This is a genomic window from Myceligenerans halotolerans, from assembly GCF_054782975.1.
In genome coordinates, this window is sequence record NZ_BAAGRL010000010.1 from 54,163 (window position 1) to 67,228 (window position 13,066).

At 70.9% G+C, this 13,066-nt stretch carries 7 protein-coding genes; all 7 read left to right on the top strand.

Annotated features, from left to right (window positions below):
• The first annotated feature begins 102 nt into the window (after positions 1-102).
• The 7 genes from gltB (at position 103) to ACYVK5_RS08400 (ending at position 13,024) form a co-directional block, all read left to right on the top strand.
• On the top strand, positions 103-4,644 hold the full coding sequence (gltB, locus tag ACYVK5_RS08370) for a glutamate synthase large subunit (protein ID WP_460703759.1): 4,542 nt from the start codon (positions 103-105) through the stop codon (positions 4,642-4,644).
• A complete protein-coding gene (locus ACYVK5_RS08375) occupies positions 4,637-6,127 on the top strand; it encodes a glutamate synthase subunit beta (RefSeq protein WP_460703761.1) in 1,491 nt (496 codons plus the stop codon). The genes gltB and ACYVK5_RS08375 overlap by 8 nt, the downstream gene beginning before the upstream one ends.
• 189 nt (positions 6,128-6,316) lie before the next feature.
• Entirely contained in the window at positions 6,317-7,756 is a 1,440-nt protein-coding gene (gene pyk / locus ACYVK5_RS08380; RefSeq protein ID WP_460703763.1) for a pyruvate kinase, read from the top strand.
• Between the two features lie 195 nt (positions 7,757-7,951).
• Positions 7,952-9,295, top strand: coding sequence for an ABC transporter substrate-binding protein (locus ACYVK5_RS08385; protein WP_460703765.1), 1,344 nt, complete (start codon positions 7,952-7,954; stop codon positions 9,293-9,295).
• Positions 9,296-9,555: 260 nt separating this feature from the next.
• Complete coding sequence (locus ACYVK5_RS08390; protein WP_460703767.1) at positions 9,556-10,872, top strand: ABC transporter substrate-binding protein; 1,317 nt, start codon at positions 9,556-9,558, stop codon at positions 10,870-10,872.
• Between the two features lie 116 nt (positions 10,873-10,988).
• The gene (locus ACYVK5_RS08395; RefSeq protein WP_460703769.1) at positions 10,989-12,101 is read left to right on the top strand and encodes a carbohydrate ABC transporter permease; all 1,113 of its coding nucleotides are present in this window, start codon (positions 10,989-10,991) and stop codon (positions 12,099-12,101) included.
• The gene (locus ACYVK5_RS08400; RefSeq protein WP_460703771.1) at positions 12,098-13,024 is read left to right on the top strand and encodes a carbohydrate ABC transporter permease; all 927 of its coding nucleotides are present in this window, start codon (positions 12,098-12,100) and stop codon (positions 13,022-13,024) included. The genes ACYVK5_RS08395 and ACYVK5_RS08400 overlap by 4 nt, the downstream gene beginning before the upstream one ends.
• Positions 13,025-13,066: the final 42 nt, after the last annotated feature.

Sequence of the window (13,066 nt, forward strand, 5' to 3'; positions counted from 1 at the left end):
CCGACCACCCATCGGGAGCGCGCCCAGTCCGATTCCGGGCCGACGGCGCCCCGGTGACCAGTTCGATGTGCGTCCGGCGTGCCCGGACGTCTGTGAGGATCCATGACCATGCCGTTGCACCGGAACGAAGCCCGAGGGCTCTACGACCCGTCCGCGGAGCATGATGCCTGCGGTGTGGCGTTCGTCGCCACGCTCCGCGGCACGCCCGGACGCGACATCGTGGACGCCGGTCTGACCGCCCTGCTGAACCTGGACCACCGCGGCGCGGTCGGCGCGGAGGAGGACACCGGGGACGGTGCCGGCATCCTGACGCAGATCCCCGACGCGTTCCTGCGCGACGTGGTGGACGCGGAGCTGCCGCCCGCCGGCAGGTACGCCATCGGGACCGCGTTCCTGCCCACGGACGACGCGGAGCGCGACCAGGTCGTCGCGCGCGTCGAGGCCCTTGCGGCCGAGGAGAAGCTCGACGTGCTCTCCTGGCGGGACGTGCCGGTCGACGCCTCGATGGTGGGCCCAACGGCCCGCGCCAGCATGCCGGTGTTCCGCCAGCTCGTGGTGGCCGACCCGTCCCGGGAGCTCGGCGGCATCGACCTCGACCGCCGCTGCTACCGCCTGCGCAAGCGCGCGGAGCGGGAGCTGGACCTGTACTTCGCCTCGCTCTCGGCGCGCACGGTCACGTACAAGGGCATGCTCACCACGGCCCAGCTCGAGCCGTTCTTCGGGGACCTCCAGGACCCGCGGTACGCGACCGAGATCGCGCTCGTGCACTCGCGCTTCTCCACGAACACGTTCCCGTCCTGGCCGCTGGCCCAGCCCTTCCGCACCATCGCCCACAACGGCGAGATCAACACCGTGCGCGGGAACCGCAACTGGGTGGCGGCCCGCGAGGGCACCATGGCCTCGGACGTGCTCGGCGACTTCGACCAGCTGCGCCCGGTGTGCTCGCCCGGGGCCAGCGACTCGGCGAGCTTCGACGAGGTGCTGGAGCTGCTGCACCTGTCCGGCCGCTCCCTCCCGCACGCCGTGCTGATGATGGTGCCCGAGGCGTGGGAGAACCACACCGAGATGGACGCCGACCGGCGCGCGTTCTACGAGTACAACTCCAACCTCATCGAGCCGTGGGACGGCCCGGCCGCCCTCACGTTCACCGACGGCGAGCTGATCGGCGCGGTGCTGGACCGCAACGGCCTGCGCCCGGGCCGGTTCTGGGTGACCGACGACGGCCTCGTGGTCCTGGCCTCCGAGGCCGGCGTGCTCGACATCGACCCCGCCTCGGTGGTGCGCAAGGGCCGCCTCGAGCCCGGCCGGATGTTCCTGGTCGACACCGGCTCGGGCCGGATCGTCGAGGATGACGAGGTCAAGACGGGCCTGGCCACGCGCCACCCGTACCGCCAGTGGATCGACGAGCACTCCGTGCACCTCGACGACCTGCCCGAGCGGGAGCACGTCGCGCACAGCACCGCGTCCGTGCGCCGCCGCCAGCGGGCCTTCGGGTACACGGAGGAGGAGCTGAAGATCCTCCTGACGCCGATGGCGTCGACGGCCGCCGAACCACTCGGCGCGATGGGGTCCGACACCCCGATCGCGGTGCTCTCGCAGCGCCCGCGTCTGCTGTTCGACTACTTCACGCAGATGTTCGCGCAGGTGACCAACCCGCCGCTGGACGCCATCCGCGAGGAGCTGGTGACGTCGATCGGCAGCGCCATCGGCCCGGAGCCGAACCTGCTGGCCGACCTGCCGGAGCACGCGCGCAAGCTCGTCGTCGGCTTCCCCGTGCTCGACAACGACAAGCTCGCCAAGATCGTGCACGTGGACCGCGACCCGGACCTCGAGGGAGTGTTCCGCAGCGAGGTCGTGCGCGGCCTGTACGACGTGTCGGGCGGGGGAGCGGCGCTGCACGCGCGTCTCGAGGAGATCTTCGCCGAGGTCGACGCCCACGTGGAGGCCGGCGCGAGCTTCATCGTGCTGTCCGACCGGCACTCCACCGCCGAGCTCGCCCCGATCCCGTCCCTGCTGCTGACCAGCGCCGTGCACCACCACCTCGTGCGCAAGCACACCCGCACGCGGGTCTCGCTCGTCGTCGAGGCCGGCGACGTGCGCGAGGTGCACCACGTCGCGCTCCTGATCGGGTACGGCGCCGCCGCGGTCAACCCGTACCTCGCGATGGAGACGGTCGAGGACCTGGCCCTCCGCGGCTACCTCGGCGTGACCCCCACGGCGGCCGTCGCGAACCTCATCAAGGCCCTCGGCAAGGGCGTGCTCAAGGTGATGTCCAAGATGGGCATCTCCACGATCATGTCCTACCGCGGCGCCCAGATCTTCGAGGCCGTCGGGCTCTCGCACGAGCTCGTCGAGAACTACTTCACCGGCACGACGTCGCGCCTGGGCGGCATCGGGCTCGACGTCATCGCGGCCGAGACGGCCGCGCGGCACGCCGAGGCCTACCCCCGCTCGGGCAACCGCGGCCCCGCCGACCGCCTCACCACCGGCGGCGAGTACCAGTGGCGCCGCGACGGCGAGGAGCACCTCTTCGACCCGGAGACCGTGTTCCGGCTGCAGCACGCCACGCGTGAGGGCCGGATGGACGTGTTCCGGCAGTACACGCGCCGGGTCGACGAGCAGTCCCAGCGGCTCATGACGCTGCGCGGCCTGCTGCGGTTCAGCCCGGACCGCGAGCCGGTGCCGATCGACGAGGTCGAGTCCGTCTCCGAGATCGTCAAGCGGTTCAACACCGGGGCGATGTCCTACGGCTCCATCTCCGCGGAGGCCCACGAGACGCTCGCGATCGCGATGAACCGCCTCGGCGGACGCTCCAACACGGGCGAGGGTGGCGAGAACTCCGAGCGCCTCCACGACCCGGCCCGCCGCAGCAAGGTCAAGCAGATCGCCTCGGGCCGCTTCGGCGTGACGTCGGAGTACCTGACCAACGCCGACGACATCCAGATCAAGCTCGCGCAGGGCGCCAAGCCCGGCGAGGGCGGACAGCTGCCCGGCAACAAGGTCTACCCGTGGGTGGCGCGCACCCGGCACTCCACGCCCGGCGTCGGGCTCATCTCGCCGCCGCCGCACCACGACATCTACTCGATCGAGGACCTCAAGCAGCTCATCCACGACGCGAAGAACGCCAACCCGGCCGCGCGGATCCACGTCAAGCTCGTGAGCGAGTTCGGCGTCGGCACGGTCGCCACCGGCGTCTCCAAGGCGCGGGCGGACGTCGTCCTCATCTCGGGGCACGACGGCGGCACCGGCGCGTCCCCGCTCACCTCGCTCAAGCACGCGGGCACGCCGTGGGAGATCGGCCTGGCCGAGACCCAGCAGACGCTCGTGCTGAACAACCTGCGCGACCGCATCACCGTGCAGGTGGACGGCCAGATGAAGACCGGCCGCGACGTCGTCGTGGCCGCGCTGCTCGGCGCGGAGGAGTACGGCTTCGCCACGGCGCCGATGGTCGTCTCGGGCTGCGTCATGATGCGCGTGTGCCACCTGGACACCTGCCCGGTGGGCGTGGCGACGCAGAACCCCGAGCTGCGCAAGCGGTTCACGGGCAAGCCGGAGTTCGTCGAGAACTTCTTCGAGTTCATCGCCCAGGAGGTCCGCGAGCACCTCGCGGCGCTCGGCTTCCGCTCCCTCGAGGAGGCGGTGGGCCACGTGCAGGTGCTGGACACCCGCAAGGCCGTGGACCACTGGAAGGCGCAGGGCCTCGACCTCGGCCCGGTGCTGGAGCGCATCGAGCCGCCGGCCGGCTCGGCGCTGCACCGCACCCAGGACCAGGACCACGGCCTGGACCGCGCGCTCGACAACCAGCTGATCTCGGCCGCCGGGCCCGCCCTGGAGCGTGGCGAGCCCGTGACGGTCGAGCTGCCGGTGCGCAACGTCAACCGCACGGTCGGCACGCTGCTGGGCCACGAGGTGACCCGGCGCTACGGCGGCGACGGGCTGCCGGACGGCACGATCGACGTGACCCTCACCGGATCGGCCGGCCAGTCCTTCGGGGCGTTCGTCCCGCGCGGCGTGACGCTGCGCCTGTACGGCGACGCGAACGACTACCTGGGCAAGGGCCTCTCGGGCGGCCGCATCGTGGTGCGCCCCGACCGGGCGGCGGTGCTCGACGGCGCGGCGAACGTCATCGCCGGCAACGTCATCGGGTACGGCGCCACGTCCGGCGAGGTCTTCCTGCGCGGCCGGGTCGGCGAGCGCTTCGGCGTGCGCAACTCCGGCGCCACCCTGGTGACCGAGGGCGTGGGCGACCACGCCTGCGAGTACATGACGGGCGGCACCGTGCTGGTGCTGGGCCCGACGGGCCGGAACGTCGGCGCGGGCATGTCCGGCGGAATCGCGTACGTGCTGAACCTGCGCGACGGCGCGACCAACCCGACCGCGCTGGCGTCGGGCGAGCTGTCGCTGACGCCGCTCGACGACGCCGACTGGGACACGGTCCGCACCCTGCTGGAGCGGCACCGGGCCGAGACGGGCTCGCTCGTGGCGGGCGAGCTGCTGGAGGACCCGGACGCCCGCGAGCGCTTCACGCGCGTCCTGCCCCCGGGCTGGGCTCGCGTGCGCGAGGCGCTCGCGACGCATCATCTGGACGAGAACGAGTGGGACCCCGCGCAGTGGGACCGGATCATGGAGGTGGCTCGTGGCTGACCCGCGGGGGTTTCTGAAGGTGACCGAGCGGGAACTCCCGCCGAACCGTCCCGTTGAGGTACGACTGCTGGACTGGAAGGACACGCACGACGTGCGGGTCGCCGGGCAGCCGTTCCTCAAGGAGCAGGCCGGGCGCTGCATGGACTGCGGCATCCCGTTCTGCCACCAGGGCTGCCCGCTGGGCAACCTCATCCCGGAGTGGAACGACCTGGTGTGGCGCGGCCAGTGGGGCGACGCCATCGACCGGCTGCACGCGACCAACAACTTCCCGGAGTTCACCGGGCGCGTGTGCCCGGCCCCGTGCGAGACCTCGTGCGTGCTGGGCATCAACCAGCCGGCCGTGACGATCAAGAACGTCGAGGTGTCCATCATCGACGAGGCGTTCGCGCGCGGGCTCGTCACCCCGCACGTGCCCGAGCGTCTGACCGACTCCACGGTCGCCGTCGTCGGCTCCGGGCCGGCCGGGCTCGCCGCGGCGCAGCAGCTCACGCGTGCCGGGCACACCGTCGTCGTGTACGAGCGGGACGACGCGATCGGCGGCCTGCTGCGGTACGGCATCCCGGACTTCAAGCTGGAGAAGCAGCACATCGACCGCCGCCTGGCGCAGATGGAGGCCGAGGGCACGCGCTTCCGGCCCGGCGTCGAGATCGGCCGGGACATCTCCTGGGACGCGCTGCGGCGCCGGTTCGACGCCGTCGTCGTCGCCACGGGCGCGACGGTCCCGCGCGACCTGCGCCTGCCCGGCCGGGAGCTGGACGGCGTGCACTTCGCGATGGACTTCCTGACGCCGCAGAACGAGGTGGTGGCCCACGCCGCCGACGACGGGTCGCTGCCGGAGCTGCCGCAGGGCGCGCCGTCGGCGGCGGGCAAGCACGTCGTCGTGATCGGCGGCGGCGACACCGGCTCGGACTGCGTCGGGACCGCGCTGCGGCAGGGCGCCGCCAGCGTCACGACGCTCGCGATCGGCCGCAGGCCGCCGAGCGAGCGGCCCGCGAACCAGCCGTGGCCGACCGACCCGATCCTGTTCGAGGTCTCCAGCTCCCACGAGGAGGGCGGCGAGCGGAAGTACCTCGCCTCGACCGTCGCGTTCACCGGCGACGACGAGGGCAGGGTGCGCTCGCTGAGGGTCGCCGAGACGGAGTACCTGCCGGGCGGCGCCCGCGCTCCCCGGGCCGGTACCGAGCGGGAGATCCCGGCCGATCTGGTCCTGATCGCGATGGGCTTCACCGGACCGGAGACCCAGCCGCTCGAGGAGCAGACGGGTATCGAGATCACGGATCGCGGCCTGGTGGCGCGCGGCGAGGACTACGCTGCGAGTCTGCCGGGCGTGTTCGTGGCCGGCGACGCGGGCCGCGGTCAGTCGCTCATCGTGTGGGCCATCGCGGAGGGCCGCGCCGCGGCCGCCGCGGTGGACGAGTACCTGGCGGGCGGCACCGAACTGCCCGCCCCGGTGCGCCCCCGGACCCACGCCCTGCGGGCCTGAGCCCGGGGCCCGACAGAAAGTTCACCTGACGTTGTGCGCGCCCACAGCGCATCATGCCCGTGGGCGGGCATAGCCTGAGACCGAGAAGACCATGGCCCGGAGCGGGCCATGCGGACCCCGAGCCTGTGTTCGTGCCACTGCCTCGCACGTACAGACGCGCGGGCGCCGCGAGATGACGAGGCTGGAGACATGCGCAGAGCAAAGATCGTGTGCACCATCGGACCCGCGACCGCGTCGCCCGAGCGACTGCGGGAGCTGGTGGACGCCGGTATGAACGTGGCGCGGATCAACCGCAGCCACGGCGAGCAGTCCGAGCACGCAGAGATCATCAAGAACGTCCGGCAGGCCGCGGAGGACGCCGGCACCTCGGTGGCCGTCCTCGTGGACCTGCAGGGCCCCAAGATCCGCCTGGGCCGGTTCGCCGGGAACGAGAAGCACTTCCTCGAGGTCGGTGACCGGTTCACCATCACGACCGAGGACGTGGAGGGCACCAGGGAACTGGTCTCCACCACGCACAAGGGCCTGACCGAGGACGCCCGCGTGGGTGACCCGATCCTCATCGACGACGGCAAGGTGCGCGTCGTCGTCGAGGCCGTGGAGGGCCCGCGGGTCGTCACGCGCGTCGAGGTCGCCGGGCCCGTGTCCAACAACAAGGGCCTGAACCTGCCGGGCGTGGCCGTGTCGGTCCCCGCGCTGTCCGAGAAGGACACAGACGACCTGCGCTGGGGCCTGCGCCAGGGCGCCGACTTCATCGCCCTGTCGTTCGTGCGGTCCGCCAAGGACTACGAGGACGTGCGCCGGATCATGGAGGAGGAGAACCGCACGGTTCCCGTCATCGCCAAGATCGAGAAGCCGCAGGCGGTCGAGAACCTCGCCGAGGTCGTGGCGGCGTTCGACGGCGTCATGGTGGCCCGTGGCGACCTCGCCGTCGAGATGCCGCTCGAGCAGGTGCCGCTGGTGCAGAAGCGGATCGTAGAGCTCGCGCGCCGCAACGCCAAGCCCGTGATCGTGGCCACGCAGGTCCTGGAGTCGATGACGAACTCGCCGACGCCGACCCGCGCGGAGGCGTCGGACTGCGCGAACGCGGTGCTCGACGGCGCGGACGCGGTGATGCTCTCGGGCGAGACGTCGGTGGGCGAGTACCCGATCGTCACGGTCGAGACGATGGCCCGGATCATCAAGGCGACGGAGGAGGCGGGTCGCGAGCGGATCGCCCCGCTGGGCTCGACGCCCCACACCCGCGGTGGCGCGATCACGCGGGCGGCGGCCGAGATCGGCGAGCGGCTGGGCGTGAAGTACCTGGTGACGTTCACGCAGTCGGGCGACTCGGCGCGGCGCATGTCGCGGCTGCGTTCGTCGATCCCGCTGCTGGCGTTCACGCCGGAGGCCGGCGTGCGCAACGCGCTGTCGATGACCTGGGGGACCACGCAGTACCTGGTGCCGAAGGTGGACAACGTGGACGCGATGGTGGGCCAGGTGGACACGACCCTGCAGGCCAACGGGCTGGCCGAGAAGGGCGACCTCGTGGTCGTCGTCTCGGGGGCGCCCGTCGGGGTGCCCGGGACCACCAACTCGATCCTGGTGCACCGGATCGGGACCAAGGCCGACGGGCGGACCGCCACCGTCTGACACCGGACGGCTCGCTGAGGGCGCGCGGACGGGGACAGCTCCCCGTCCGCGCGCCCTTTTCATCCTTGTCCGCCGCCAGCGACCTGTGGGAGCGTTACCAGCCAACAACGGGCGGCCGGTCGCCGTCCCGCGGTGGCACGGGGGCAACCGCTGACGACGACGTCAGGCACCACCAACGAGGGTGAAGAGCGAGAAATGATACGAAAGACCCGTGCCACTTCCGCGGTCGGCGTGATCGCCGCTACCGCTACCCTGGCCGGCTGCGCAAGTATTCTCGGCGCCGACGCCGAGCCGGAGGACGACGGCCCCGTCACGCTGACGATCACCACGTTCGGGACCATGGGCTTCGACGGGCTCTACGACAGCTACGAGCAGAGTCATCCCGGGATCACGATCGAGGCGACGAACTACGAGCAGGGTGGCGAGGCCCGGGCCGCGCTGTTCGACGCATTCTCCTCGGGTGCCGCCCCGCCGGACATCGTGGCTCTGGAGGAGGGCTGGCTCGGCCAGGTGATGGCCGTGGACGACAGGTTCGTCGACCTGCGGGACTACCACATCGACTCGTCGAGCTGGCGATGGGTGCCCTGGAAGTACGAGCAGGGCACGGCCCCGTCCGGACGGGTCATCGGCGCCGGGACCGACATCGGCCCGATGGGGCTCTGCTATCGCAGGGACCTGTTCGCGGAGGCCGGCCTCCCGACCGGCCGCGAGGAGGTCGCCAGGTACTTCGAGGCCGACGGCGGCGGCTGGGACCGCTACTTCGCCGTCGGGCGCGAGTACCGGGCGGCGACCGGCAACGCCTGGTACGACCAGCCGCTGTACGTCTGGAACGCGATGGTGAACCAGCTGGACCAGGGCTACTACGACATCGACGGACGCCTGGTGGTCCGCGAGAACGACGACCTCCGGGCGCAGTGGGACCGCCTGGTCTCGGCGCAGGCCGACGGACTGTCCGCCGGCGAGGCGGCGTGGGACTGGGGCGGTGGCAACGCGTTCACCGACGAGTCGTTCGCGACGTTCATGTGTCCCGGCTGGATGCTCGGCGTCGTCAAGGACCAGCTGCGGAACGCCGGCGGCGGCCCCGAGACCGGCTGGGACTTCGCCGACGTGTTCCCGGGCGGCGCGGCCAACTGGGGCGGCTCGTTCCTGGGCGTCCCGACCACGTCCGAGCACCGCGACGAGGCGGCCGAGCTGGTGCTCTGGCTCACCAAGGCCGAGCAGCAGCAGGAGGCCTTCGACGTGGCGGGGACCTTCCCGAGCACCGAGGAGATGATCTACGTCTACCAGTCGTCGCAGGAGGGCGACCCCGTCTTCGGTGGCGCGCCGACCGCGGCGATCCTCGCCCGCCGTACCGAGGGCGTGCGGTCGCAGTACAAGGGCCCGCTCGACTCCCAGATCCAGGACGACGCCTTCGGCACCGCGCTCACGGCGCTGGACCAGGGCGAGCTCACCGCGGACGAGGCGTGGAGACAGGCCCTCGCCGACGTGGACGAGCTGGCGGCGGACTCCGGCGACGTGCCGGGCGGGGACGGCGGGTAGGCCGTGTCGACCGGCATGGCGGAGGCACGAAAGAGTAACGATCTGACATGTCAGCAACCGGATTGTGCCTGATGCCGCGTGATCGTCGTCGTCGGCTCCGCTTGGGGACTTGACGGAGCGTCGTGACCTTGGGCACGATTGCGACCACACACGGTGGAAGCGCTCCCACGCACCTCGTGGACGGCGTCCCCAGGGACGTGCCGGCTCGGCACGTCGGAAGAAAGCGTCAGCAAGACACCCGTAAGACAAAGGAGTCAACCGTGCTCAGAAGCACTCGATCAGGTGGCCGGATCGCGGCCACCGCCGGAATCGCCACCCTGGCACTCACGCTGTCCGCGTGTGGGGGCAGCAGCAACGAGGGCGGTGGCAGTGAGACCGAAGGCGGCGACGAGCCGATCACCCTCACCGTCGCCACCTTCAACAACTTCGGCTACACCGACGAGCTCCTCGCGAAGTACACCGAGGAGAACCCGAACGTCACCGTGGAGCAGACCGTGGCCGCGGAGGCCGGCGACGCGCGGACCAACCTCACCACGAAGCTCGCCGCGGGTGGCGAGGGCCTGGCCGATATCGAGGCCATCGAGGTCGACTGGATCAGCGAGCTGGCCCAGTACCCCGACCTGTTCACCGACATGGCCGACCCGGAGCTCGAGGGCCGCTGGGTGGACTGGAAGGTGGCACAGGCCACGACCGCCGACGGCAAGCTCATCGGCTACGGGACGGACATCGGCCCCGAGGCGATCTGCTACCGGCAGGACCTCCTCGAGGACGCCGGTCTCCCGTCCGCGCCGGACGAGGTCGCCGAGCTGCTCGGCGGCGAGGGCGCCACGTGGGAGGACTACTTCGCCGCGGGCGCGGACTTCGTCGAGAACTCGGACGCCGCCTGGTACGACTCGGGCAATGCCATCTACCAGGGCCTGGTCAACCAGATCGACTACGCCTACGAGAACGAGGACGGCACGCACAAGTCCCTCGCGGACAACGCCGAGATCATCGACCTGTACGACACCGTGATGGAGCAGGACGAGGCGGGGCTGTCGGCCGGTCTCCAGCAGTGGAGCCCGGACTGGGACTCCGGGTTCCAGAACGACGCCTTCGCCACGATGCTGTGCCCGGCGTGGATGACCGGCCCGATCGAGGAGCGCGCCGGCGGCATCGACGGCTGGAACGTCGCCGACGTCTTCCCCGGCGGCGGTGGCAACTGGGGCGGATCGTTCCTGACGGTCCCGGCGTCCGGTGAGCACACCGAGGAGGCCAAGGCGCTGGCGGCGTGGCTGACCGCGCCCGAGCAGCAGACCGCGGCGTTCGAGAACGCCGGCACCTTCCCGTCGCAGATCGAGGCGCAGGGCTCCGACGCCGTGCAGTCGTTCGCGAACGGGTTCATGAACGACGCGCCGGTCGGCCAGATCTTCTCGAACCGCGCCCAGGCGATCGAGGGCAACCCGTTCAAGGGCCCGAACTACTTCGCGATCCACCAGACCGTCCAGGACGGCATCACCCGGGTGGAGACCGAGGGTGAGGACGCGGAGACGTCCTGGGAGAAGTCGCTCGCGGCCTACGACGAGCTCGGCCTGTAACAGGCACGACGCGTGAGTGGGATGGTCATCCCTACGCCCCGGCGTAGCGGGTGACCATCCCGCGTACCGCGCCACGCACCGTCCTCATCCCTCGCGCAGCTGATCAGGAAGACGACATGGCCGCACTCACCTCCACGGAGCCCGCCGCCGGCTCCACGACGCCGGCGCCCCGGGCGCCGCGAAAGCTCGGGTTCTCCCAGACCCTGGGCCGCTGGGACGTCAAGGTCTCGCCCTATCTCTACATCTCCCCGTTCTTCGTCCTGTTCGCCCTCACCGGCCTGTTCCCGCTGGCGTACACGGCCGTGGTGTCGGTGTACGAGTGGAACCTGCTGGGCGGGCAGGGCGAGTTCGTCGGCTTCCAGAACTACGCCGATGTGCTGGGGCAGGCGACGTTCTGGAAGTCGCTGGTCAACACGCTGTCGATCTTCCTGCTCTCGGCGGTGCCGCAGGTCGTCATCGCGATCACGCTGGCGGCGCTGCTGGACCAGAACCTCCGGAACGCCACGTTCTGGCGGATGGGCGTCCTGATCCCGTACGTGGTGGCGCCGATCGCGGTGTCGCTGATCTTCGGGCGCCTGTTCGCCGATCAGTACGGCCTGATCAACGACCTCCTCAGCACCGTGGGCCTCGAGCCGATCGGCTGGCACCAGGATCGCCTGGCCAGCCACTTCGCGATCGCGGCCATGGTGAACTACCGGTGGACGGGGTACAACGCCCTGATCTTCCTGGCCGCGATGCAGGCCGTGCCGCGTGACCTGTACGAGGCCGCGACCATCGACGGCGCCGGTCCGTGGCGGCAGTTCTTCTCCGTCACCGTGCCGCAGATCCGCTCGACGGTGATCTTCGTGGTCATCACCGCCAGCATCGGCGGCCTGCAGATCTTCGACGAGCCGCGCCTGTTCGACTCCGGGGGCCTGGGCGGCGCGGATCGGCAGTGGATGACCACCGTGCTGTACATGTACGACGTCGCCTGGGGGAACCAGCGTGACTTCGGCCGGGCGGCCGCGGTGGCGTGGATGCTGTTCGTGCTCATCCTCGCGATCGGGTTCGTCAACTTCCTGCTCAGCCAGCGGATCGCGTCGTCGGGCCCGAAGGCGCCGCGAGTGAAACGCGCCGTGACACGCAGGCTGCTCGCCGAGGCGCGCTCGGCGGGTGCCGCGGGGCGCGGCGCCACGGGCACGAACAGCGCGGACAGCACCGTCACGACCACGGACCGGAGGGACTCATGAGCTCCGTCGCAGCCGTCGCGCAGAGCGCCGGCAAGGGGGCCGCGAAGGCCGCCGCCCGCAAGCGGGCACGCACGCAGCAGCACGGCACCGGATCCGCGGTGCGCCGCCCGGGCTGGGTCACGTACGCGGTCCTGGCGGTCGTGCTGGCCGTCTCGGCGTTCCCGCTGTACTACACGCTGCTGCTCGGCTCGTCCGACCAGGTGGCGATCTCCCAGCGCGCGCTGCCGCAGCTGCTGCCCGACCCGAGCATCTTCGCGGGGTTCGCCAACGTCATGTCGTCCACCCAGATCAACTTCTGGCTCGCGCTGACGAACTCGGTGATCATCTCCGTGGTCGTGTCGGTGGCGACCGTGCTGACGTCGACGCTGGCCGGGTTCTCGTTCGCGAAGCTGCGCTACCCCGGGCGGAACGCGCTGCTCGTGTTCGTCATCGCCACCATGGCCGTCCCCACACAGCTCGGCGTCATCCCGATGTACATCCTCATGTCGGAGCTCGACTGGATCGGCAAGATCCAGGCGGTCATCGTGCCCGCGCTGGTCTCCGCGTTCGGCGTGTTCTGGATGACGCAGTACCTCGACTCGGCGCTGCCGTACGAGCTGATCGAGGCCGCCCGGGTGGACGGCGCCTCCATGATCCGCACCTTCTGGAGCATCGCCATGCCGGCGGCCCTGCCGGCAGCCTCGATGCTGGGCCTGTTCATCTTCGTGATGCAGTGGACGATGTTCTTCTGGCCGTCGATCGTTCTCGGCTCGCAGAATCCGACGCTACCCATCGCGGTGCAGAACCTGACGGCCGGTTACCACAACGACTACTCGCTGATCATGGCCGGTGTCTTCCTCGTCACGCTGCCGCTGCTCCTCATCTTCGCGGTGGTGGGCCGCCAGCTCGTGGCCGGCATCATGCAGGGCGCCGTCAAGGGCTGACCGGGCATCACCGCAGGAAGGTGGCGGTCGGTCCCTTCCGAA